Genomic DNA, 23,830 nt, shown 5'->3' with positions numbered 1-23,830 from the left:
TTTTTTGTTGCGCCGTCCCAATTTTGGAATCCGCACCCTCATCTTCCGCAAACTCGAACACGCCAATTTACGCAAGATTTACTAGCGTCACAGGCCCTTGCTTGGTTAACTTTCATCATGAGGGGATGAAACATGGCAGACAAAACAGCAGCGACAACCGGACACTGCTTTTGCAGATCGGTAGGATTTTCATTTACCGGACCGCAAACATGGGCGTGTCACTGCCATTGTGAGGATTGCCGCCGCGCCTGTGCAGCGCCTATCGTGAGTTTTCTGGGCACCCCCCTATCCGGCTTTTCGTGGACGGGCGAAGCCCCGAAAGAATACCATTCATCCATCGGTGTGACGCGGTATTTCTGCGATCGTTGCGGGACGCCGATGGCGTTTCAAGCGGATCACTATCCGGGTGAGATACATCTATATGCAGTGACGCTAACTGATCCGACGGCGTTCGAACCTGAATTCCATGTTCATTACGAAAGCCGTCTGCCGTGGGTGCACCTTGCTGACGAGTTGCCCAGACATGCCGGATCAGCGCCTTCAGGATAACGCGCCGCACAACGGTCTGCCCCCTTTCGCATAGTAAGCTAAAGTGTTGCCTAGTCATGACGCGATACCATCACGCTTATCCCAGGAAGTATGCGCGGACTTTTGCATCCACTGGCAAAGACCTGCCGCTGAATATGTGGCCTCTTGATGCGCATATGATTTAGGGTCAACGCTTTCGATGATATCAACCACCGGACATGACCCATGCAGCAGATTTCGCGTCGTCGATTTGTGATCCTTTCTATGGCTTCTCTGGCCGGCTGTAGCAGCACAGATGCAGCTCCGAATGCTTCGCCAACCACCCTGCCCTTACACCCGAACGAGACACCAGCGCTAAGGGCCAAAATCAACCGTTGGGCCGATCACTATGATCTACCACGCCCCTTGGTTCACCGCTTGGCGATCCGCGAAAGTACTCACAATCCTAAGGCGCGAAACGGACCCTATTACGGGCTGTTGCAAATCCTGCCTGCCACTGCCCGCGGCATGGGGTTCCAAGGGCGGCCCTCCGATCTGCTTGATGCGGATACCAATCTGGAATTCGGTTTGAAATATCTACGCGGCGCGTGGCTGTTGTCGGACGGAGATCATGGCACGGCAATTAAATGGTACGCACGCGGATACTACTACGAAGCCAAACGGCGCGGCATGCTGGTCGAAACAGGTTTGCGCGACGGTTAGGCACCCCCGGCCGGTCGTACAGACTAAGCAAACGAAAAAGGCCGCATCCTGCGATGCGGCCTTTCCAATTCAATCGAAGTTCTGATCACTCAGCGTCTTCAAGCGCCTCAACAGCTTTCTGAAGATCTTCTTTGGAGACTTCTTTCTCCGTTACCTTCGCACCTTCGGCGATGTGATCGACAACCTTGTCCTCAAACAGAGGCGCGCGCAGCTGCTGCTGCATCTGTTGGTTCTGCTGAACGAACTCAAAGAACTGACGTTCCTGACCCGGGTACTGACGCGCCTGCGCCATAATCGCCTGGCTCATCTCTGCATCAGACACTTCAACTTCTGCCTTCTGACCGATCTCGGCCAGCAGCAGACCAAGACGCACACGGCGTGTGGCCAGCGTCTTGTGCTCGTCAGTGGTTTCGATCTCGGGGTGATCGTGGCCTTGCACATCAGGGTTGTCTTCGTGCCACAGCTGGTGGGCAATCTGACTGGCTTCCGCTTCCAGCAAGGACGGCGGCAGATCGAAATCAACCATTTTATCAAGCGCGTCGAGCAGACCACGCTTCATAACGGCACGTGCGGCACCCGCATATTCGGCTTCCAGACGCTCGGCGATCTGCGCTTTCAAACCGGCCAGATCTTCTGCACCGAATTTGGTCGCCAGCTCGTCATTGATCTCTGCTGCAACAGGCTCTTTTACCTCTTTGATTGTACAATCAAATACGGCTTCCTTGCCCGCCAGATGCTCTGCCTGGTACTCTTCAGGGAAAGTTACAGTGACAGATTTCTCTTCTTCCGCCTTCACACCAACCAGCTGCTCTTCGAAACCGGGGATAAAGTTGCCGGAACCCAGCACCAGCGGGAAGTCTTCGGCGGAGCCGCCTTCAAACGCTTCGCCGTCAACTTTGCCCACGAAGTCCATGACAACCTGATCGCCGTCTTTGGCTTTTGAGCCTTTCTTGCGGGCTTTAAAGTCCTGAGCGGTCTCGGCAAGGTTCGCCAGCGCTTCGTCGATGGCCGCATCGTCGGCTTTCACAACCAGCTTCTCGAGCTTGATTTTGGACATATCCAGCTCAGGGATTTCCGGCAGCGCCTCATAGGACATTTCGACTTCAACGTCGTCGCCCTCTTTCCAGTCTTCATTGGTCATCTTGACTTCAGGCTGCATCGCAGGACGGTCGCCGGACTTTTCAAAGTGCTCGGCCATGGCACCGTCGATGCTTTCCTGCATCGCTTCGCCCATGATCCGCTGGCCAAACTGCTTTTTCAACAGCGCCATCGGAACCTTTCCTTTACGGAAGCCCTTCATTTCGACTTCGGGCTGCGCCTCGGCCAGCTTTTCGTTGACCTTCGCGTCCAGTTCTGCCGCCGTTACCGTGATGGCGTAGCCGCGTTTCAGACCTTCGTTCAGCGTCTCATTGACCTGCATGTGTGCTCCATAGAAATAAGCCGCGCGGGGGCCCGCACGGGGGAAAATTTGCATCCTTCTATTGGGCTGTGTGGCAAGGTGCAAGGGGGCTTGGCACCCATTCCACATGCCCTGCCGATCAGGCCCATTGAAGGAGTTGTGGCGATTTTCGCAGCCGGGCTGCGGGATCATTAATAGGCATGTCCCCGATGCCGGCGCACCTGCACCCAAACCGCGGTGAGCCAAACGTGCACAGCCTGACCAAGAACCGCGAGGAAGATTACATTCCAAGCGCTTCTTTATACATTTCCATCACCGCTTCTTCTTCGGCGATATCATCCTTGTCACGCTTGCGGAGTGCTATGACCTTGCGCAGCACCTTGGTGTCGTAGCCACGGGACTTCGCCTCGGCCATCACCTCTTTTTGCTGTTCGGCCAGATCCTTTTTCTCGGCATCCAACCGCTCGATCCGCTCAACAAACTGACGCAGTTCGTTCGCCGTTACACGGTAGGTCGCATCGCCTTGCGATTCGATGACATCGGGATTGGTGGATTGATCGCTCATGAGGGGCATCCTGCGGTTGAGGGTGATTTGTACTGTTGCGCCTGACTACCCTTGGCGCGGGTGCGCTGCAAGGCGGCCTTGAACCGGCTTTTGCTTTGGCGTAGCCCTGCGCTTATGGAAAACGAAACCTCATCTGTCTTTGACATTGTAATCTGGTCCGGTGCCGCATTGTCCCTCTTGGGTTTGGTGGGGCTCATCTGGTGCATCTTGAAAGTGTCCCGGGCAAAACGCGCTAATCTTGATGATGACGCCATGCGTGATGTGCTCAAGTCGGCACTGCCGCTTAACCTCGGTGCCTTGTTTTTGTCCGTGATCGGTCTGATGATGGTGATCGTTGGAATATTCCTCGCCTGAACGCTGTAGCCGCTGGACAGCAATCGGCTGGCTGGGCTAGACCGCTGTCATGGATATTCGTCAGCTATCACCGCATTTCTTTGTCAGCCCGCAGGTCGATCCTGCGGACATGCCCGCCCTCGCGGAAGCCGGCATCACACGCATTCTATGTAACCGTCCCGATGCGGAGGTGCCGCCCAGTCATAGCGCTGCTGCAATTCGCGCCGCCGCAGAAGCTGCTGGCATGTCATTTGCAGAGCAACCGCTGACCCACCAGAGCATGATACCTGATGTTATAGGCCAAAACCGCGCCTTGGGTGCCGCAACGGACGAGACTGTGCTGGCCTATTGTGCGTCAGGCACCAGATCCACGATAGCGTGGGCCCTGGGACAAGCAGGTAATATGCCCGCAGAAGATATTATCGCGGCAGCGCAAGCGGGCGGATACGATATCCGCAACATGCAGCAGGTTTTGTCACAGCCCTTCGCAGAAGACTGATTTCGGACCGACCGCGTTGGAAGCCTAGCCAGCTTTTGACTGCGTCATCAGCATGTCGGCATCAAGATCCGGCAGGTCAGTCAGTTCAGGTAGGTCAGACATATCCGGCAGATCCGGCAAGTCTGGCAAATCAGGCAATTCCGGTAAGCCTCCGCCCCCAATACTGCTGTTTTCAACAGGCGAATCCGCAAGACTTGCAGTGTTGGCAGTGATGTCGCCCGTCAGAGGAAGGGACAAATCAGGTGGCGACACGCCCCCGCTTTCAGCAACCTCCGGTCCCTGTGTGGCCGCGTGCATCTTGTCGGCGTCTCCCAATCCAGCGCGATCCTCTGCCCGACGGCTAAGCACACTATTTTGTCGTTTGCTCTGCTGCACCATTACCGCACGGCCACCATCAAGCTGCCCCAGAACACCGCGTCCGATCCGGTTGCCTGCAATCGTCTGGATGCGCACAAGGTCAAATGACGCCGCGCCAAGATCAATGATATCGCCCGCTTGAAGCACACCAAGCTGGCGTAGCGGCATTTTAAACTGCGCGATTGAAATTAGCAGCTCTGCATGGAGGCTCATCACCGTCTCTGACAGGTCCGCAGCGGGTGCCCTGTCAATGCTTGCTTCCGCAGAAGTGTGTCCCTCGTCATCGGGATCAGTGAAATGGGTCACCGCGCCGTCTTTCGGCAAGCACAAAACAATACTGCCCTGACAGACCCCTCCGGCGATATCCAGATCGAGATGAAGCAGTTCATATTCGGGGTCTTCCAGCGCCATACAGAGCACGCGCAGGTCTTCAACCCATGCACCGAATGCGAACCCTTCGATCAATCTTCTGTCATCAGGCTCCTCGGGAACAGGTGCTGCACGGCGCAGAACAGCATCCAGAAAGGGCGCTGCGACTGCCGCATCTGTCGGGGTCATCCTGCGCGGGTCATCGTCTGATGGTGCCATCACCTTTCCCATGGTTTGCTGTTGGATCAGCGCGGTGACCAATGCACTGTCAAAAACCGCAGCCGCACGGCGACGGCCCGGCCCCTCCAACAACATGCGCAGACCTTCTGGTTTGAGTGTTTGAGCCAAATCATCTGTCGGACAGCTTTGACGGCGGACGCCAATCACTGACACCGACATATCAATCAGTTCTTCTGCTACTTTGGCGACGGTCAGGCGCAAAGCTTTGGACAGCGACATCGCACGAGCTTGATGCTCGGCCCTGCCAAGTTCGGTCTTACGGTGAATGATCGTTCCGGGAGGCGCCGTGCCTCCTTGGGCCGACCGTTCGGACGCTGCCATATCGCCTCAATTTCCTGTTTGCTGCCGCCCTTCGTTCGGGCTCCGGCTTCAGACATAGCGGACAAGAGGTTACCAGAGCCTTTAGGATACACGGCCAAACCGTCACGAAGGCGTTAAATCAGTATTACCTACGCGCGTGCGGAAGGACCGCCAGCCTTCCTGATCCGCTCGATTGTGTCTCAGGAAACCTCAGACGTAACAGGTGGCGCTTCAGACCGGCTTAGCGCCGAGACGGGAAGCGTCACCCGGAACGCTGCGCCGCCACGGCCCGGCAGGTAGGTAATATGCCCCCCAAGCCGCACCATAATTTCCTGACAGATTGCCAGCCCGAGGCCCGCGCCCTCACCCTGCGCGCCGGTCACGCGGTAGAATTTCTCAAAGATCACACCCTGCTCATCCGCCGCAATACCGGTGCCGTTGTCGACAAAATCAATCGCCACGCCTTGCGCAGTAACCTGCGTCGTAATGACAAGCTTTGGATTTTCGGCAAGGCAATATTTCTGCGCGTTGCCAATCAGATTGATGAAGACCTGAACAAGACGATCAAGATCGGTATGAAGTGCGACAGGCTCCGTGCCGCCACGCAGCTCGACCTGCAAGGCAGCTGCACCGCCCGCCACTGCAGTGGTTACTGCGCGGTTCAGCACCTCATTCAACTCTCCCTCGCTCAAGTGCAATGAAACCTGCCCGTTCTCCAAAACGGACAGGTCCAGCAAATCATTCAGCAGCCTTGTAAGTCTGAGTGTCTCGGTGTGAATGATCGAGGCGTAGCGGGTTTTGTCGGCATCAGACATTTCCTCAGCATCGCGCAATATTTCTGAAAACGACCTGATCGACGTCATCGGTGTACGCAACTCATGGCTGATCTGGCTCAGGAACGCGTCTTTTTGCAACGAGAGCTGCGTCAGCTTTTCGTTCGCGGTGCGCAGCTGTGCCGCTGTCAAAGACAACTCCCGCGATTTTTCCTCTAGCTGGCTGGAGTATTCCAGAAGTTGCGCGGACTCGTCAGCCACGGCTAGCAGGTCCTGCACCGAGACTGAGGTTCCCCCGACAATCTGGCTTACCATCGCATGTGCTGTCGCTGCCCCGACCGACGCGGCAAGCTCGCGTTCAAGGGCTTGTACGAATTCCGGCGTCGGCTCTGGCAGTTGTCCGCCCATGCCCTGCGCCTCAGCCTCCTGGCGGAAAAACTGCTGCGCATCCGCAGCGCCCAAAATCCGCTGTGTCATGATCATCAGGTCTTCGCTGCCCGCAACCGATGCCGCCCAAACGCGGTTCGGGCTGGTATGCTCCATCACGTTCACAAACTGCGCGCCTTGCAGTCGCTCCATCGGCGTGGGGAACGTGAAAATCGACGTGACAACAAAGGCCATCGTATTGAGCGACAGGCTCCACAGAACAGCATGCACTGTCGGGTCAAGGCCATCGATGCCGAACAACGCCTGGGGGCGCAACCAATGGATGCCAAGGAGGCCTTGTTCAAACGTGGATCGCGAGAGTGCTGTATCCATGCCGAAACTTGGCAACAGCATCGTGAAAAGCCAAAGGGCAAAGCCGACGGCCAACCCAGCAAGCGCACCACTTCGCGTAGCCCCGCGCCAGAATATCCCACCAGCGAGCGCGGGCAGGAACTGGGCCACACCGCCAAAGCTGATGGTCCCAATGGCGGCCAATGCCCCGCTGCCGCCCGACAGACGATAGTAAGAGAACCCCAACCCCATGATCAGAAGGATCGACATGCGCCGCGCAAGGATCACAACGTTGCGCACGTCGCCCGATTGCGTAGCCCCGCCTTGCCTTGAAGCCAACCAGATCGGCATGACGATATGGTTCGAAACCATTGTGCTGAGTGCCAGTGCCGCCACGATCACCATTGAAGTCGCCGACGAAAATCCGCCGAGAAAGGACAGCATCGCAAGCCCGTTCTGGTTCTGACTAAGCGGGAGTGTCAGCACAAAGAGATCAGGGTTTGATCCGGCGGGCAAAAGGTCAAGCCCGACGACCGCGATCGGCATGACAAAAAGGCTCATTGCCATCACGTACAAAGGGAAAGCCCATGATGCGATTTGCAGGTGGCTTTCGTCGTCATTCTCGACCACCATTACCTGAAACATACGTGGCAGACATAGAAACGCTGCCGCTGAGAGTAACGTCAATGTTGCCCAACGGCTGCCCTGCACATCCCAAGCCCCGATCGTGGACGCGTCGATGCGGGCAAGTGTATCACTTACTCCGCCGGCCAACCCCCATACAACAAAGATGCCAACCGCCATCAAGGCGACCAGTTTCACCACCGCCTCAACCGCGACAGCGATAACGATGCCATGATGACGCTCGTTTGCGTTCAGGTTCCGCGTGCCGAACAGCACAGTAAAAAGCGCAAGTCCGGTCGCGACCCAAAACGCGGCACGGGTGGGGTTAAAATCAGCAGGCGTGGCAGTCGACCCCAGATCAGCCACGGCAAAGATCGAAAGCGACAGAACAACCGACTGAAGTTGCAAGGCAATGTAGGGTGTCACACCGATGACGGCCATCAGAGTCACGACGATGGCCAGTACATTTGATTTTCCGTAGCGCGAGGAAATCAAATCAGCGATCGATGTGACCCGCTGGCTTCGCCCGATACTGACCAACCGGCGCAGTACCCACCACCAGCCGATCATGACAAGCGAAGGCCCCAAATAGATGGTCAGATACTCAAGCCCCGACCGCGCGGCATAGCCGACCGCCCCGTAAAACGTCCACGCTGTGCAATAGATCGAAAGCGAAAGCGTATACACCAGTGGTGAGCGCAGCAAAGCTGCCCCTCGCCCCTGTACCGCTGCCCGCTCCGCCAAAAAGGCAATTAGAAACAGAAAGGCAACGTAAGCAAGGCACACCAATAGGAGTTGGTTGAGGCCTACCATCATGGCTTTTTGGGTTCCGGTGTCGCACCACTTTCTGGAACAATGCGGTTTCGTGTCCTCCGCCACAGCAGCCACGCACAAAATGGCAAAAGGCACCAGACCCCGAAGATATAGCGCAGTGCCACGCTCATTGAAGTGCCCTGCCCGCCGTTCGCATCCGGCAGCGGCCACATCAGCGGCACCATCCACAAGGCAACACCCAGAAAAGGTAACAAGCGCACCGCATCCATCATCCGGCGCATCCGGTAGCTTTGACGCTCAAGAAAAACGGGCGTTTTTGTTATCGGGGCCACCGCCCTGGCCGATTGTGGAGAAGCGGGGTTGGGTAAAGGGGTTTTGGCCATATCAAAACACCTCACTCAAATCTGATCAACGGGTTAGGTCGCGCACGGCGTCCAGCATTTCGGTATTGGAAAAAGGTTTGGTCATAAAACGGCTGACGCCTGCTTTCTCTGCCATTTCGCGGTCGCGGGCATGACCGCGTGCGGTCAGCATCAGAACCGGCAACGCCTCAAACGCCGCGTCGCTGCGCAGATCATGCAGGATCTCGAATCCGCTTTTGCCCGGCAACATCACGTCAAGAATAACAAGATCAGGCACGGCGTTCCGAATGACATCATAAGCACTGCCCCCGTTTGCCAGCGTTTCGACCCGCCAGCCTTCGTTTGAGAGCAAAAAGCGGATGGCCTCCGCAATATTGACCTCGTCCTCCACCAGCACGACATGTTTTGTCATGAGCGGCTGTCCTCCCCCATTGGTAATCTGCGTGCCCGCCATCTGACGCGGCAGGTCACACATTAAACCAAGGATGCACCGGAACGCCTGCCGGTGTCAAAAGGACAAGCTGCCTCAGACCCCGACGCCAAGCACTGACGGCTCGCGACGGGCGCGACATTCTCTTTGTGCGCAGACCCTACAGGTTGATCCCACCTCAAGGCCCTGCCCCGACCCCGCAGCAGCAGGCAGCAACAGCATCACCCCCTGCACCAATGGCCGCGCGTTATACTGCGGTGTGGTGAGCGTTTCGCAGGCCGCAAAACTGTCGAACGCCAGATCGCCACCGCTTGACTGGCTAATCCGGGTTTTTAGCACTGTGCCGGGATCGCCAAGTGCCGCAAACAGTGGCCAAAGCGGACAGCCCGATCCATGACGCGGCACTGTGAAACCTTCGATGGATTTGCGAAAAATGACCGTGCCGGAGCGATCACAGACGACCAGCCCCGCACCCAGTTCAGGCAAAGCCGCCAGTCGCCGCAGAATGCAGGGCACGCCGAGGCGCAGAATACGCGCAAGCGCCAAGGGGTCGGTGCCTGCCTCATTGATTGCAGACCGGAGTTCGGCCAGCTTGAGCACGGCAGCATCACCAGCTACCTGTTGCAGAACGTTTGTCGCGATGTATTTCGCAGCCTGCGATTTCAGTTCTGGTGCGGCATCAACAACGCGCGCGATCTGGTCTGCCTTCGGGGTGCCCAACTCAAGCATCGGAAAGCTGAATTCCTGCGCAGTCAGAAATTTCTCGACTTCTTCTTGCGGAGAACTCGCCGCATCGGCAGCTTCCCCGTCCGCTTCCAGATAGGTGACGATAGCACCGGCACTGTCTGACAGGCGTCTGCTGTCTTCGTGAATATTGGCATGGAAGCGGTCGCGCCATTCTGGCTGCAATGTTTTGGTTTCCGCAAGGATCGACGCCGTTGACCGGATCGCCGCCGCTGTTGACAACAGCTCGTGCATAGATGCGGCAAGATGCGGGTCATGGGCCAGACGGTCGGTCAATGCCTCAACTGTGCGCTCCAGCGCTTCGACCCGTTTGCGGGTGCCTGCCACGACATCTGCCCACCCCGGAAAGCGCCCTGCAAATTCGTCGGCGCGGGCCGCTTCGGCGGCACTTAATCCGGCTTCGTCAGCCGCTTCGCGCAGGCTGGCGATCAATGCGGCTTCTGCACCTTCCGTCAGTGCCTGCGTCTCAACACCCAAAGCCTGAGCGATATTGAGCAGCAACTTCCCCCCGATCTTGCGACGGTTGTGCTCGATCAAATTGAGATAGCTTGCGGAGATTCCGATATTGCGGGCCAGATCGGCCTGCTTGAGCCCGGCCATCACCCGCTTTTCACGGATGCGGCTGCCCGTCAGTGCGTCGCGCGTCATGTCAACCAAACCTTACAAAGTCGGGCAATTTCAATGCGTTTCTGCACCGCAACATCATCTTATTTACACCTTTGCAAAGAGCCTTGCGAATATCTTTACAGAATAATTGTGAAGATCAAGGGACTTATTGATCGGTTTTCTGGAATCAACTCATAGTGGCTTTGCACACTTGTGTTGTCATGGCCGAGAGGAACGGCCAGGCGAATTTACCAACCGGGAGGACTTCATGTCATTTTCAAATCCGACACGTCGCGGTCTGATCAAAACGGGTGCTGTTGCCAGCGCCGGTCTTGCGCTGCCGACGTACCTGCGTGCCGATGGCCACTCTGGCTTCACCAACGCACCGACAGGCTCAACTGTAACGCTGGGTTTCAACGTACCCCAGACCGGCCCATACGCCGAAGAAGGTCTTGACGAGCTGCGCGCGCAGGAGCTGGCAGTCCAGCACCTGAACGGCGAAGGCGACGGCGGAATGATGAATACGTTCAGCTCGAAAGCGCTGAAGGGTAACGGTATTCTGGGCAAAAAGGTCGAGTTCGTTACAGGCGACACACAGACCAAGTCAGACGCTGCACGGGCATCCGCAAAAGCGATGATCGAAAAAGACGGCGCTGTCATGATCAACGGTGGCTCATCCTCGGGTGTGGCTGTTGCGGTTCAGGGCCTGTGCCAAGAAGCCGGCGTCATCTTTATGGCGGGCCTCACACACTCCAACGATACAACCGGTAAGGACAAGAAAGCCAACGGCTTCCGTCACTTCTTTAACGGTTACATGTCAGCGGCTGCTCTCGCACCCGTTCTGAACAACGCTTATGGTTCCGACCGTAAGGCATACCACCTGACAGCCGACTACACATGGGGCTGGACACAGCAGGAATCGATTGCCGCGGCAACCGAAGCCATGGGCTGGGAAACAGTGAACAACGTGCTGACGCCACTCGCGTCCACGGACTTCTCTTCCTATATCGCACCAGTGCTGAACTCCGGTGCCGACGTTCTGGTTCTGAACCACTACGGCGGAAACATGGTCAACTCTTTGACAAACGCGGTCCAGTTCGACCTGCTGAACAAAGAAGTGAACGGCAAGAAGTTCGAAATCGTTGTTCCCCTCTACTCCGAGCTGATGGCTGCGGGTGCGGGTAAAAACGTTGAAGGCGTTATCGGCTCCATGAACTGGAACTGGCAGCTGCAGGATGAAGGCTCCAAAGCCTTCGTTAAATCCTTCGGTGAAAAGTATGGCCGTCCACCGTCCAACTCTGCGCACACATGCTATGTTCAGACGCTGCTGTATGCGGATGCTGTCGAGCGTGCGGGCACATTCAACCCATGTGGTGTTGTCGAAGCTCTGGAAGATTTCGAGTTCGACGGCTTGGGCAACGGTCCGGTTCTGTACCGTGGCGATGACCACCAGTGCTTCAAAGACGTGCTTGTTATGAAGGGTAAAGAGAACCCGTCAAACGAATACGACACACTGGAAATCGTTGAAGTGACACCACGTGCTCAGGTCGAGTACGCGCCTGATCACCCAATGTTTGCTGGCGGCCAGCTGGGTTCATGTAACCCCGGCGCGTAAGCGAAAACCTTTCTATAATATCAGGGCGCACCATAACGGTGCGCCCCATCCCATAGCCTGTGCGGGACCGATGGCGGTCCGGCAACAGGCGTAGTGCATCGAGGTGGGGACCATGGACGCAATACTTCTTCAATTCTTGAACGGTCTGGACAAAGGCTCCGCATATGCGTTGATCGCCCTTGGTCTGACCCTTATTTTCGGCACGCTCGGTGTTGTGAACTTCGCACACGGTGCGCTGTTCATGATCGGTGCGTTCTGCTCTGTCACCTTGCAGCGCATCCTCACACTCAGCTCCGAGACGCTGTCCGAGACGGAGAAGGATTTTCTGGGCAACCCGCTCAAGATCAAAACGCCTTATGTAGAGAACTGGTTCGGCCCCGAGGTGGGCGGTGCCATCATTGACTGGGCCGTGCCGCTGGCAATCCTGCTGGCAATCCCCGTCATGCTGTTGATCGGTTTCATCATGGAACGTGGTCTGATCAAACACTTCTACAAGCGCCCCCATGCCGATCAGATCCTTGTGACTTTCGGTCTGGCGATCGTTCTGCAGGAGGTAATCAAGTACTTCTATGGTGCGAACCCGATCCCGACGCCCGCACCCTCCGCCTTTGTCGGCAGCTTTGACTTCGGCCCGCTTCTCGGCCTCGATACATCGCTGGCCTACCCCTACTGGCGACTTGTCTACTTCGGGTTTTCCGCGCTGATTATCGGTGCTGTGTTTGCCTTCCTGCAATTCACCACCTTCGGGATGGTTGTTCGCGCCGGTATGGCAGACCGCGAGACCGTCGGCCTTCTGGGCATCGACATCGACCGCCGCTTTACCATTATGTTCGGTATCGCCGCCGCCGTCGCCGGTCTGGCCGGTGTGATGTACGCTCCGATCAACTCTCCCAATTACCATATGGGCATGGACTTCCTCGTTCTCAGCTTTGTGGTTGTTGTTGTGGGTGGCATGGGATCGCTTCCCGGTGCGGTACTTGCGGGCTTCATGCTCGGTATCCTCGAAAGCCTTGCCTCCATGAACGAGGTCAAGAACATCCTGCCCGGTATCGACCAGATCATCATCTATGTGGTCGCCATTATCATCTTGCTGACACGTCCACGTGGCCTCATGGGTCGCAAAGGCGTGATGGAGGAATAAATCATGTTCGGACTTCAAAAGAACGACACCCGCCTGCTGATCTTTGTCGCATTTCTTGCCATGGCAGCGCCTTTCCTGTTGAACCCCTTTCCGGTCGACAGCGCGATGGCACAGTTTAACGCGGGCTATCCCGACCTGATGCAACGCTTTGTCATCTTCGGTATCTTTGCGATCGGATTTAACCTCCTGTTCGGCCTGACCGGCTACCTCAGCTTTGGCCACGCAGCCTTTCTCGGGCTCGGCTCTTACGGTGCGGTCTGGATGTTCAAACTGCTGAGCATGAACATCATTCCCGCGATCTTGTTGTCGATCATCGTGGCGGGGCTTTTTGCACTCGTTATCGGGTTCATCAGCCTGCGGCGGTCGGGCATCTACTTTTCGATCCTGACGCTCGCCTTTGCCCAGATGATGTTCGCGATTGCCTATTCCGATCTGATTGGCCGCTTCGTGGGCACACCGATCACCAACGGCGAAACAGGTCTGCAACTGGCACTCGATGATCCCCGCATCCTCGGAGTATCGGCAACCCCTGACGGATCGATCCCGCTGACGAACCTCTTTGGCATGGACATGCGTTCCGTGGCCGAGCTTGAGGTCGGAGGCTGGCTCTTTACCTTCTCCTTCGGCTACTACGTCTGTGCCGTCCTGATGCTGCTGTCCTTCTACCTTGCCATCCGTATCTTCCGGTCGCCTTTCGGTCTGATGCTGCGTGCGGTTAAGTCCAACCAGCAGCGAATGAACTACACCGGCCTGAACAAGCGCCCCTACACACTGGCCGTTTTTGTCATCTCCGGCATGTATGCCGGTCTGGCAGGCGGTCTGATGGCCTCCATGGACCCGCTTGCCGGTGCCGAGCGGATGCAGTGGACAGCTTCGGGCGAGGTGGTTTTGATGACCATTCTCGGCGGTGCGGGGACCCTGATCGGTCCGGTTCTTGGTGCAGGTTTCATCAAGTACTTTGAAAACATCTTTGCCAAGATCAACGATAACGTCCTGCACAGCTGGTTCTCGTTCATGCCCGATGGCATCGAGGACATGATGGTCGCGATCATTCACCCCTTCGTGGGCAAGGGATGGCACCTGACGCTTGGTCTGCTGTTCATGCTGGTTGTGATCTTCCTGCCTGGCGGCTTGGTCGAAGGCGGTCAGCGCATCGGCAAGATGTTCAAGCGCCAACAGCCTCAGGACGACTCGCCTGATGCCAGCAAAACACCAGCGGAATAGGAGGCTGTCATGGCTATTCTCGAAATCAAAAACGTAAACAAGCGCTTTGGTGGTCTGCAGGCCCTTGGTAATGTGAACCTGAGCGTTGCGGAAAATTCCGTCCACGCGATCATCGGGCCAAACGGTGCCGGCAAGTCCACCTTGCTGAACTGTCTGGTTGGTAAACTGATCCCCGATACGGGTTCCGTGATGTTCGCGGGCCAATCCGTGCTGGGGCGCAAACCATACGAGATCAACCAGATGGGCATCTCCCGCGTTTTCCAGACACCTGAGATCTTCGGCGATCTGAATGTGATGGAAAACATGATGATCCCATGCTTTGCAAAACGCGACGGATCGTTCGAGATGAACGCGGTTGCCTCGGTGGGCAGCCAACGCGACGTCATCGAAAAAGCAGAGCATATGCTGGAAGACATGAAGCTGATCGACAAGCGCGAGATGCACGCGGCATCCATGTCGCGGGGCGACAAGCGCCGTCTCGAAATCGCGATGTGCCTGGCGCAGGATCCACGGCTTTTGTTGCTGGACGAGCCGACAGCGGGGATGGCACGTGCTGACACCAACAACACCATCGATCTGTTGAAACAGATCAAGGAAGAGCGCGACATCACCATCGCCATCATCGAACACGACATGCATGTTGTTTTCTCGCTGGCTGAACGGATCACTGTGCTGGCTCAGGGGACGCCGCTGGTCGAAGACACGCCAGACAACATCAAAGGGCACCCGAAAGTGCGCGAAGCCTATCTTGGCGAAACACAGGACGCGGCATAACCGCCCGCGTCCCCTGCCCTTGCAAAGGATATTCGACATGAACACGCAAACGCTTGAGAAAAACGCAAACCACGCAGCCACCGCTCCGGCCTATCTCTCGGTCTGGGATCTCGAAGCCTACTATGGCGAGAGCTACATCGTCCAAGGCATCAGCTTTAATGTGCACGAAGGCGAGATCCTCGCGCTTCTGGGACGAAACGGAGCTGGCAAAACCTCCACCCTGCGGGCCATCGCCCGCCTGTCTTCCCCCGAAGTGCACAAGGGCGAGATCTGGCTCGACCATCAACCGCTGCACAAAATGAAGTCTCACGAGGCATCAGCTGCGGGCTTGGGTCTTGTCCCCGAAGACCGTCGCATCATCCCCGGACTGACAGTCGAGGAAAACCTGAAACTTGCCCAGATCGCACCACCTGTAGGTTGGTCACTGGAACGCCTCTATGATCTGTTCCCACGTCTTGGTGAACGCAAAAGCCAGGAAGGCACGACCCTATCCGGCGGCGAACAGCAAATGCTTGCCATCGCGCGTGCACTTGCCCGCGACATCAAAGTTCTTTTGCTGGATGAGCCGTACGAAGGGCTTGCGCCTGTCATCGTGGACGAGATCGAAAAAACCCTTGGTATCATCAAGGAACAGGGCATCACGACCATTCTGGTCGAGCAGAACGCGGTTCGGGCGCTGCAACTGGCGGATCGTGCTGTGATCCTCGACACTGGTGGAATCGTCTTTGACGGCACCGCACAGGAAGTCCTCGAGAACGAAGCACTGCGCGCCGAATACCTCGCGATCTAATCTATAATCCTATGAAAACGCGCGACTTGAAGGACAAGTCGCGCGTTATCTCCGACGATTCCGGCATCTGCCGCCGGCTTGCGCTTTCCCTGATCCACTCTGCACGACTTTCCCCTGCAAAGTGGCGGGTTTTCATGCCATGTCCCTTAGCCTATAAGCATTAAAAACGTTGCGGCATTTTCACGCGCCGCATAGGGACCTGTCGAGGATAATATGACAAAAAACACCCATGACGCAGATGTCGCGTTTATTCGGGCATTGGCCGAGCTTTTGAATGAAAACGATCTGACCGAGTTGCAGGTCAAGCGGGACTACGCCGAAGACGACAGTCTGAACGTGCGTGTCAGCCGCAAACCGCCACAACAGGTTATGGCCGCTCCTGCCCAGATGGCGGCTCCTGCCGCACCGGCAGCAATTGCCGCTCCGGTCGCCGCGACACCTGCTTCCGCGAGCGAAGGTGCTGCAGACCCTGCAAGCCACCCCGGTGCTGTCACTTCACCAATGGTCGGAACAGTCTATATGCAGGGCGAACCCGGTGCCCCGGCCTTCATTACCGTTGGTGCCACCGTTGCCGAAGGCGATACATTGCTCATTGTCGAAGCGATGAAGACAATGAACCACATCCCCGCCCCCCGCGCAGGCAAGATTGCGCGGATCATGGTTGGCGACGGCGATGCGGTTGAATTCGGCGCCCCGCTTGTAATCATCGAATAAGGCGCACGCCCATGTTCAACAAAATCCTTGTCGCCAACCGTGGTGAAATCGCGTTGCGCGTGATCCGCGCCGCGCGCGAAATGGGCATCGCCTCAGTGGCGGTTCATTCCACAGCTGACAGCGACGCAATGCACGTGCGCATGGCTGACGAATCCGTTTGCGTCGGCCCGCCTTCTTCTGCGCAGTCCTACCTTTCGATCCCTTCCATCATCGCCGCATGCGAGATCACAGGGGCCGAAGCAATCCACCCCGGCTATGGCTTTCTGTCCGAGAACGCCGCCTTTGTTCAGGTGATCGAAGATCATGGCCTGACGTTTATCGGCCCGACAGCGGAGCATATCCGTGTCATGGGCGACAAAATCACAGCCAAAGAAACGATGCGCAAATTGGGTGTCCCTTGTGTCCCCGGCTCCGACGGTGGCGTGGCAAATCTTGCAGACGCACGCGCCTTGGGTGAGGAAATGGGCTATCCCGTTATCATCAAAGCGACCGCAGGCGGTGGCGGCAAGGGCATGAAAGTGGCACAAACCGCCGCAGACATGGAGCGTGCATTCCAGACAGCGCGTGCCGAAGGCCAGTCCAACTTTGGCAATGACGAAGTCTATATCGAGAAGTACCTCACCACGCCGCGCCATATCGAGATCCAGGTCTTTGGCGACGGTAAAGGCCGCGCCGTGCATTTGGGCGAGCGTGATTGCTCGCTCCAGCGCCGCCATCAGAAAGTTTTCGAAGAAGCCCCCGGCCCCGCGATCACCGCGGAAGAGCGTGCGCGCATCGGTAAGGTCTGCGCGGATGCCATGGCGGACATCAACTATATCGGCGCCGGCACAATCGAGTTTCTGTACGAAGACGGCGAGTTCTATTTCATCGAGATGAATACACGCCTGCAGGTTGAACACCCTGTGACCGAGGCCATCTTTGGTGTCGATCTGGTGCGAGAACAGATACGTGTCGCTTCCGGTATGGATATGTCCTTTGTGCAAGAAGATTTGCACATCAACGGCCATGCCATCGAAGTGCGCATCAACGCGGAGAAGCTGCCGAACTTCAGCCCCTGCCCCGGCCGGATCACGCAGTACCATGCGCCCGGTGGTCTGGGCGTGCGGATGGATAGCGCACTTTATGACGGCTATAGCATTCCGCCTTATTACGACAGCCTGATCGGCAAGCTGATCGTGCATGGTCGTGATCGGCCAGAGGCGTTGGCACGTCTCAACCGCGCTTTAGGTGAGCTGATTGTGGATGGGGTCGATACGACGATCCCGTTGTTTGATGCGCTGTTGCAGGAAAAAGACATCCACACCGGCGAATACAACATCCACTGGCTGGAACATTGGCTGGAAAACCTCAGTGCCGATGCCTGACCGGCAATGTCTGAACTGACGCCGGAACTGCTGCTCCACGGATACCGTATCGGAATTTTCCCGATGGCCGAACATAGGGACGACCCGGAGATTTTCTGGGTCGATCCGGAGCGGCGTGGCATTATGCCACTCGACGGCTTTCACCTCTCGCGTTCTTTGGCCAAGGCGATGCGGCGCACCCCATTCGACGTCAAGATTAACACCGTTTTTGACGATGTTGTTGCTGCCTGCGCAGATCGTGCAGACACATGGATCAATGACGAAATTGCAGGGCTATACAGCGCGCTGCACGATATTGGTCACGCCCATTCATTGGAAATCTGGGATCAAGACGATCTTGTCGGCGGGGTCTACGGAGTAACATTGGGCAGTGCTTTTTTTGGAGAAAGCATGTTCTCGCGACGTACCAACGCATCCAAAATGGCGCTTGCCGCACTGGTTGACCGGCTGAACCACACAGGCTTCACGCTATTTGATACACAGTTCCTGACGACCCATCTCGCATCATTGGGGGCAATCGAAATTCCCAGACGGACCTATCAAGCGCGTTTGCAAAAGGCGCAACAAACAGCGGCCCTGTTCACTCAAGGCCCGGTCGCGACACTTTATGATGTTGTGCAGCGGATGACCCAAACGTCGTAGCGTGGATGTTCCATCGCCGAAAGTGCTGGCGCGGATGCGATCATCCACCCTGAAAACACGACGCCCGGCTTGCCGCGCTCTGAAATTTCCAGCGCAGCATATGCATTGCCGGAAGGGTTGCCAGCGGGATACCGGCAATCGGTCATCACGATTTCAAGCAACCCATGGCTTACCGCCTGACCGCTTCTGATTTCGATATCGGCGGTCTGACCGGACGTTTTATCAAGCGCACGCAGAACACCACCCGTAGCGCTTGTCACATTTTGCGCGTAGGCAGGTACAGCGACAGCGGCGGCTAAAAAACCGATCAACGTCAATGACTTCCACATAGGTCTATCCTGCTAGAACGGCCCGATCACTCTGGGCTCCACGCCTCGTAATCAGAGCGGTCTTTCGGCTTTTCCTGACGGATCGAACCCGCAGGCGCATAGGCCAGCATTGTGCCGGTCAAATTTTCAGTATGCGGCTTTTCCCAAACCTTGTGCGCCAAAGGTTTGTCTGTGGGTGGCTCATCCCATGTGTGGTGCAGCCAGCCGTGCCAGTCGGGGCTGACCCTGCTGGCTTCCATATCACCGTTGAACATCACCCAGCGGCGCGTGTTGTCTGCGTTGCGGTAATAGACATTACCCTGATCGTCTTCACCCACTTTGGTGCCTTTGCGCCACGTGAAGAACTGCGTGTTCAGGGTGGCGCGGTTCCACCATGTCAAACCTCTGAAAACTGTATTCAAAATGCCCATGATACTCTCCGCGCTGTGTTGATCTGCTTATGCACCAAGCCGCGGTGCGCGTCCAGCCAATCCATACGCCGCATGGGTGTTGCGGCAAAGACTCGTGCAGCACCCGACGAAGAGACACCAAGAGCAAATCTATTGGAAGATAGGCACCGCCGCGCGTATTGTTGCAAAAACGGAGACAATCACGATGGCCACTGCTGCAAAAAAGAAGACACATGTTGCCGAATGCCATGGTGTAAAAGTGCCCGACAGCCCGATGCTCAATCCGATGAGAATCGAACGCATCAATGCAGCGCGCTATGAGGGGCAAGAAATTGCAGGGGCGCTCGACGTCGTGCGCAAGGGCGACAAGGTACTGGAACTGGGTGCCGGCATCGGATTGGTCGGCGCAGTCGTGGCCAAGAACGCAAAACCTTCAAAGGTCATGTCATTTGAAGCCAACCCCGGCCTGATCGAACACATCACGGCGCTCTATAGATTGAACCGTCTGGGAACGAAGATCGAGGTCCGAAACGAGGTTCTGATCAGCGCACCGGATGCCCCAAAGACATTGCCGTTCCATATCCGCAATTCCTACCTTGGATCGTCGCTCATTGATTCTGACAGTCGCGCCACCACACGTGTGGACGTCCCCACCGCGGATTACACCAAATTACACGCTGACTTTGCCCCCGATGTTCTACTCATGGATATCGAAGGGGGCGAGCTTGAGTTTTTACGCCATGCCAATCTTGAGGGTATTCGGGCGATAGTTGTCGAATTCCACCCCGAAGCCTACGGCAGAGCGGGCATGCAAGAATGCAAATCCATTCTTGAAAACGCGGGCTTTGGCAAAGTGGAAGGTCAATCCACACGTCTTGTGTGGACTTGTGTACATGATGCCGGACTGCGCCCCCCATTGCCGGACGGCGGCTGGAGCACGGAAATCGACACGGTCGAGAACGCCATCGTGGTACCGCCAAGCGAGCAAGGTTTTGTTCAGAAAGCCGGGGTTCTTACTGCGGACGGGCATTACAAGCCATCGGGCGCACTCTGGCGTAATGGAAGGGCGCTCACAACCCAGCCCCCCATGCCTGAAGGAGAGCTTGCCGAGCGCAAGGGAACATGGCTTTGGGGCGGCGTGCTCTGGATGCACTTCGGGCATTTTCTGGTCGAAAGCGCTGCGCGTCTGTGGGCTTTGGACCAGATCGACACTCCTATCGACGGGGTGATTTTTGTCCCGAAACGACCGCGCAATGGCAGTGAAGTGCTCGGCTACCAACAGGAATTCGTTAACCTGATGGGCCGTGACATCCCTGTTGTGTGTCTGGCAGAACCTGAAAAAGTTGAGCGCTTGATTGTGCCCGGCCAAGGCTTCGGGCTTGGTGCCATGACGCCCGGCACCGATGCATTTCGCAGCGCTTTCGCCAAGAATTTCGCCCATGGGGTCGCACCGGAGGGCAGCGAAAAGGTCTATATCAGCCGCAGTGATCTTCCGGCAGGTCGCGGAAATCTCATTGGTGAACGCGAACTGGAAGAATATCTGAAATCAGATGGTTACACGATATACCACCCCGAGAAACACGATATCCGTCACCAGATTGCCACCTACAAAGCGGCCCGCAAAATCATTGCGGCTGAAGGGTCTGCCTTGCATATGGTCGCATTGGTCGCCGATCCCGAAGCGGATGTCGCCCTCGTTGTGCGCCGCCCCTCAGGTGCGACACGCAATCTCGAAGTTCATCTGGAATCCTTCACCGGCAAGAAACCAACAACCGTCACGCAGCTGATCCGTTCATGGAAGCCACGCGGCCCCTCCAAACCACGACACTGGATGGGAGAGCTGGACATGCCCGCCCTGCAATCGGAACTTGCCAGCGGCGGGTTCATTTCAGAAAGCGGCAGTACCTGGATATCGCTGGAACCGGAAGAAGTGCAAAAACGCCTCGGGGACCGGTTTGAGGAAGTCGCATAAGCGGCTAATCCGCATTTATGCTGGCAATAGGGCCGTAACTTCTATCTCGATCCGGTATTTCGGGTCGATTAACCCACATTCGATCATCGTCGCCGCAGGCGGGTTGGTCCCGAAGGTTTCAGCAAGCACAGGCCAACAGTTTTCGAACTCGGTCCGGTCTGGCAGCATGTATGTTACCCGCACCACATCCGCAAAGCCCGCTCCGGCTTGCTTCAACGCATCACCGATAATATCGAGTGCTGAAGCACATTGTGCTTCAACCGTGTCACCCTGCCCAACGGTCCCTGCCACATGGACAAAGCCACCGGCAACAACAGCACGGCAATAGCCCACCTTGCTTTCGAACTCTCCGCCCGAATGTATCCGCTTGATCGCCATCGCTCATCCCCTCTCTTGGTTTGAGTGAGACAGAAGCACACAACCCCGCAAGAAAAAAGGGCGTACCAATTGGCACGCCCCTTAATCAGTTTCGGAAAGCGGGCAATTTGCCCGCCCTCAATCTCAACCCGCGGTGGCAGGTTCTTTCTCGGCCTCGCCATGGATCATCAACGGAGCGGCGTCAGAATTGACCGCCTCTTCATTGACGACAACTTCGTTCACCGATTCAAGACCAGGCAGATCGAACATCGTGTCGAGCAGAATGTCTTCCAGAATAGACCGCAGCCCACGCGCACCGGTCTTCCGCTCGATCGCACGTTTCGCGATGGCAGATAGCGCATCCTCGGTGAAGTTCAGCTTGGTATCTTCCAGCTCGAACAGACGCTGGTATTGCTTGACCAACGCGTTTTTGGGCTGCGTCAGGATCGTCACCAAAGCATCTTCGTCCAAGTCCTCAAGCGTTGCCAGAACCGGAAGACGGCCGACAAATTCGGGGATAAGGCCGAACTTCAGCAGATCCTCAGGCTCAAGATCGGTAAATATCTCGCCCACGCCCCGCGCATCGTTGTCACGCACATCGGCACCAAAGCCCATCGCAGATCCTTTGCCGCGTGCGGCAATAATCTTGTCGAGACCCGCAAAGGCACCACCGCAGATGAACAGGATGTTTGTGGTGTCCACTTGCAGGAATTCCTGCTGCGGATGCTTGCGCCCGCCTTGCGGCGGTACAGAAGCAACAGTGCCTTCCATCAGCTTCAGCAGCGCCTGCTGCACGCCCTCGCCCGAAACGTCACGTGTGATCGACGGGTTCTCTGACTTGCGTGTGATCTTATCGACTTCGTCGATGTACACGATTCCGCGCTGCGCCCGTTCAACATTATACTCGGACGACTGCAAAAGCTTGAGAATGATGTTTTCGACATCCTCGCCCACATAACCGGCTTCGGTCAGCGTGGTGGCGTCCGCCATGGTGAACGGCACATCCAGAATGCGCGCCAGCGTTTGGGCCAGCAACGTCTTGCCACAGCCGGTGGGGCCGATCAGCAGGATGTTGGATTTCGCAAGTTCGATATCGCCGCCTTTTTGGGCGTGGTTCAAACGCTTGTAGTGATTGTGCACCGCAACAGACAACACGCGTTTGGCCGTTGCCTGACCGATCACGTAATCGTCCAGAACCTCGCAGATGTCCTTCGGTGTCGGAACACCGTCCGTCGCCTTAAGGCCGGACGCTTTTGTCTCTTCGCGGATGATATCCATACACAGCTCGACACATTCATCACAGATGAACACTGTCGGGCCTGCAATCAGCTTTCTCACCTCATGCTGGCTCTTGCCGCAGAAGCTACAATAAAGCGTGTTTTTGCTATCACCGCTGGAAGTATTGGCCATGTCAGCCCTTTCAGGTCTGTCGTGAATTTTACAGCACCAAAGGCGCTGCCATGTTTCCTGCCCAGAACACTAAGGCAGTGCCTTGGACGCTACAATCGCAAAATGGCAGCGTCCGAGGACTTGGTTACTTGTCGCCCTTGCCCTTTTTAGGGGTATCAGGGTCATCCGCCTTGCCGCGGCTCTCGACGATCTCGTCGATGTGGCCCCATTCCTTGGCTTCTTCGGGTGACATCCATGTGTCACGGTCCAGCGCGCGCTGCACGGTTTCATAGTCCTGACCGGAGTGTTTTACATAGAGCTGGTACATCCGTTCACGCGTCTTCTCGATGTGGCGTGCAGAGATCAGTATATCCGCTGCCATACCCTGAGACCCGCCTGAAGGCTGGTGCACCATCACTTCGGCATTGGGCAGCGCAAACCGCATCCCCGGCTCACCACCAATCGCGATAACAGAGCCCATGGACGCCGCCATGCCGCAAATCAGCGTTGAAACTTTGGGACGGATGTACTGCATGGTGTCATAGATCGACAGGCCTGCCGTCACTTCACCACCCGGAGAGTTGATGTACATGCTGATTTCCTTGGACGGGTTTTCCGCCTCAAGGTGCAACAGCTGTGCAACGACCAGATGGCTCATACCGCTGTGAATAGGGCCGTTGATGAAAATGATCCGTTCTTTCAGCAGGCGCGAAAAGATATCGTAGGCCCGTTCGCCACGGCTGGTTTGCTCAACCACCATCGGCACGAGGTTCATAAATGTCTGGTGTGAATCGGTCATGATGTTTGC

Annotated in this window: 25 protein-coding genes; 13 read left to right on the top strand and 12 right to left on the bottom strand. The window is 56.6% G+C overall.

What is annotated here, in order from left to right; all coding sequences use genetic code 11:
* The first annotated feature begins 132 nt into the window (after positions 1 to 132).
* The gene (locus Z946_RS21285; protein ID WP_081780752.1) at positions 133 to 549 is read left to right on the top strand and encodes a GFA family protein; all 417 of its coding nucleotides are present in this window, start codon (positions 133 to 135) and stop codon (positions 547 to 549) included.
* 204 nt (positions 550 to 753) lie between these two features.
* On the top strand, positions 754 to 1,230 hold the full coding sequence (locus Z946_RS0101450) for a lytic transglycosylase domain-containing protein (protein WP_025053971.1): 477 nt from the start codon (positions 754 to 756) through the stop codon (positions 1,228 to 1,230).
* Between the two features lie 85 nt (positions 1,231 to 1,315).
* Here the strand turns inward: Z946_RS0101450 and tig are convergent, their stop codons facing one another.
* A complete protein-coding gene (tig, locus tag Z946_RS0101445) occupies positions 1,316 to 2,650 on the bottom strand; it encodes a trigger factor (protein ID WP_025053970.1) in 1,335 nt (444 codons plus the stop codon).
* Between the two features lie 259 nt (positions 2,651 to 2,909).
* Positions 2,910 to 3,194: a DUF2312 domain-containing protein gene (locus Z946_RS0101440; RefSeq protein ID WP_025053969.1), complete on the bottom strand. Its 285-nt coding sequence runs from the start codon at positions 3,192 to 3,194 to the stop codon at positions 2,910 to 2,912.
* 114 nt (positions 3,195 to 3,308) lie between these two features.
* Here Z946_RS0101440 and Z946_RS0101435 point away from each other — a divergent pair, with 114 nt between their 5' ends.
* Positions 3,309 to 3,548 (top strand): hypothetical protein, encoded by a 240-nt coding sequence (locus tag Z946_RS0101435; protein WP_025053968.1) that lies wholly within the window; start codon positions 3,309 to 3,311, stop codon positions 3,546 to 3,548.
* A 49-nt stretch (positions 3,549 to 3,597) separates the two neighbouring features.
* The gene (locus tag Z946_RS0101430) at positions 3,598 to 4,026 is read left to right on the top strand and encodes a protein tyrosine phosphatase family protein (protein WP_025053967.1); all 429 of its coding nucleotides are present in this window, start codon (positions 3,598 to 3,600) and stop codon (positions 4,024 to 4,026) included.
* Between the two features lie 24 nt (positions 4,027 to 4,050).
* Here Z946_RS0101430 and Z946_RS0101425 read toward each other — a convergent pair whose 3' ends face one another.
* The 5 genes from Z946_RS0101425 to Z946_RS0101405 form a co-directional block, all read right to left on the bottom strand.
* Entirely contained in the window at positions 4,051 to 5,313 is a 1,263-nt protein-coding gene (locus Z946_RS0101425; RefSeq protein ID WP_025053966.1) for a FliM/FliN family flagellar motor switch protein, read from the bottom strand.
* 179 nt (positions 5,314 to 5,492) lie between these two features.
* Positions 5,493 to 8,219 carry a sensor histidine kinase gene (locus Z946_RS0101420; RefSeq protein ID WP_025053965.1) on the bottom strand — a complete coding sequence of 909 codons (2,727 nt, stop codon included), beginning with the start codon at positions 8,217 to 8,219 and terminating at the stop codon, positions 5,493 to 5,495.
* A complete protein-coding gene (locus tag Z946_RS0101415) occupies positions 8,219 to 8,512 on the bottom strand; it encodes a hypothetical protein (RefSeq protein WP_037969008.1) in 294 nt (97 codons plus the stop codon). The genes Z946_RS0101420 and Z946_RS0101415 overlap by 1 nt, the downstream gene beginning before the upstream one ends.
* Positions 8,513 to 8,588: 76 nt before the next feature.
* On the bottom strand, positions 8,589 to 8,954 hold the full coding sequence (locus Z946_RS0101410) for a response regulator transcription factor (protein ID WP_025053963.1): 366 nt from the start codon (positions 8,952 to 8,954) through the stop codon (positions 8,589 to 8,591).
* 114 nt (positions 8,955 to 9,068) lie between these two features.
* Entirely contained in the window at positions 9,069 to 10,364 is a 1,296-nt protein-coding gene (locus tag Z946_RS0101405; protein ID WP_025053962.1) for a helix-turn-helix domain-containing protein, read from the bottom strand.
* A 226-nt stretch (positions 10,365 to 10,590) separates the two neighbouring features.
* Between Z946_RS0101405 and Z946_RS0101400 the strand changes: the two genes are divergently transcribed.
* The 8 genes from Z946_RS0101400 to aat all read left to right on the top strand — a co-directional run bounded on the left by Z946_RS0101400 (position 10,591) and on the right by aat (position 18,586).
* The gene (locus Z946_RS0101400; RefSeq protein WP_025053961.1) at positions 10,591 to 11,937 is read left to right on the top strand and encodes a substrate-binding protein; all 1,347 of its coding nucleotides are present in this window, start codon (positions 10,591 to 10,593) and stop codon (positions 11,935 to 11,937) included.
* 112 nt (positions 11,938 to 12,049) lie between these two features.
* Positions 12,050 to 13,078 (top strand): branched-chain amino acid ABC transporter permease, encoded by a 1,029-nt coding sequence (locus Z946_RS0101395; protein WP_025053960.1) that lies wholly within the window; start codon positions 12,050 to 12,052, stop codon positions 13,076 to 13,078.
* Between the two features lie 3 nt (positions 13,079 to 13,081).
* Positions 13,082 to 14,302 (top strand): branched-chain amino acid ABC transporter permease, encoded by a 1,221-nt coding sequence (locus Z946_RS0101390; RefSeq protein WP_025053959.1) that lies wholly within the window; start codon positions 13,082 to 13,084, stop codon positions 14,300 to 14,302.
* A 9-nt stretch (positions 14,303 to 14,311) separates the two neighbouring features.
* Entirely contained in the window at positions 14,312 to 15,076 is a 765-nt protein-coding gene (locus Z946_RS0101385) for an ABC transporter ATP-binding protein (protein ID WP_025053958.1), read from the top strand.
* 37 nt (positions 15,077 to 15,113) lie between these two features.
* Positions 15,114 to 15,866 (top strand): ABC transporter ATP-binding protein, encoded by a 753-nt coding sequence (locus Z946_RS0101380; RefSeq protein ID WP_025053957.1) that lies wholly within the window; start codon positions 15,114 to 15,116, stop codon positions 15,864 to 15,866.
* Between the two features lie 213 nt (positions 15,867 to 16,079).
* Positions 16,080 to 16,580, top strand: coding sequence for an acetyl-CoA carboxylase biotin carboxyl carrier protein (gene accB / locus Z946_RS0101375; RefSeq protein WP_025053956.1), 501 nt, complete (start codon positions 16,080 to 16,082; stop codon positions 16,578 to 16,580).
* An 11-nt stretch (positions 16,581 to 16,591) separates the two neighbouring features.
* Positions 16,592 to 17,944 (top strand): acetyl-CoA carboxylase biotin carboxylase subunit, encoded by a 1,353-nt coding sequence (gene accC, locus Z946_RS0101370; RefSeq protein WP_025053955.1) that lies wholly within the window; start codon positions 16,592 to 16,594, stop codon positions 17,942 to 17,944.
* A 6-nt stretch (positions 17,945 to 17,950) separates the two neighbouring features.
* On the top strand, positions 17,951 to 18,586 hold the full coding sequence (gene aat / locus Z946_RS0101365; RefSeq protein ID WP_025053954.1) for a leucyl/phenylalanyl-tRNA--protein transferase: 636 nt from the start codon (positions 17,951 to 17,953) through the stop codon (positions 18,584 to 18,586).
* Here the strand turns inward: aat and Z946_RS0101360 are convergent.
* Together Z946_RS0101360 and Z946_RS0101355 are read right to left on the bottom strand one after the other, a co-directional pair.
* The gene (locus Z946_RS0101360; RefSeq protein WP_025053953.1) at positions 18,550 to 18,915 is read right to left on the bottom strand and encodes a DUF2155 domain-containing protein; all 366 of its coding nucleotides are present in this window, start codon (positions 18,913 to 18,915) and stop codon (positions 18,550 to 18,552) included. The two genes, aat and Z946_RS0101360, sit on opposite strands and share 37 nt — an antisense overlap.
* A gap of 26 nt (positions 18,916 to 18,941) precedes the next feature.
* Positions 18,942 to 19,325: an NADH:ubiquinone oxidoreductase subunit NDUFA12 gene (locus tag Z946_RS0101355; protein WP_025053952.1), complete on the bottom strand. Its 384-nt coding sequence runs from the start codon at positions 19,323 to 19,325 to the stop codon at positions 18,942 to 18,944.
* A 184-nt stretch (positions 19,326 to 19,509) separates the two neighbouring features.
* Between Z946_RS0101355 and Z946_RS20315 the strand changes: the two genes are divergently transcribed.
* A complete protein-coding gene (locus Z946_RS20315; protein ID WP_037968999.1) occupies positions 19,510 to 21,276 on the top strand; it encodes an FkbM family methyltransferase in 1,767 nt (588 codons plus the stop codon).
* A 15-nt stretch (positions 21,277 to 21,291) separates the two neighbouring features.
* Here the strand turns inward: Z946_RS20315 and Z946_RS0101340 are convergent, their stop codons facing one another.
* From Z946_RS0101340 to Z946_RS0101330, 3 genes are all read right to left on the bottom strand, one after another.
* Positions 21,292 to 21,654: a RidA family protein gene (locus Z946_RS0101340; protein ID WP_025053951.1), complete on the bottom strand. Its 363-nt coding sequence runs from the start codon at positions 21,652 to 21,654 to the stop codon at positions 21,292 to 21,294.
* A gap of 123 nt (positions 21,655 to 21,777) precedes the next feature.
* Positions 21,778 to 23,043 (bottom strand): ATP-dependent Clp protease ATP-binding subunit ClpX, encoded by a 1,266-nt coding sequence (gene clpX / locus Z946_RS0101335; RefSeq protein ID WP_025053950.1) that lies wholly within the window; start codon positions 23,041 to 23,043, stop codon positions 21,778 to 21,780.
* 124 nt (positions 23,044 to 23,167) lie between these two features.
* On the bottom strand, positions 23,168 to 23,821 hold the full coding sequence (locus tag Z946_RS0101330) for an ATP-dependent Clp protease proteolytic subunit (protein ID WP_025053949.1): 654 nt from the start codon (positions 23,819 to 23,821) through the stop codon (positions 23,168 to 23,170).
* Between the last annotated feature and the right edge of the window lie 9 nt (positions 23,822 to 23,830).

The sequence above is a fragment of the Sulfitobacter noctilucicola genome (assembly GCF_000622385.1).
GTDB classification, from domain to species: Bacteria; Pseudomonadota; Alphaproteobacteria; order Rhodobacterales; family Rhodobacteraceae; genus Sulfitobacter; species Sulfitobacter noctilucicola.
Note: the sequence above shows the minus strand (reverse complement) of the source record. Positions and strands in the feature narration are given on the sequence as shown.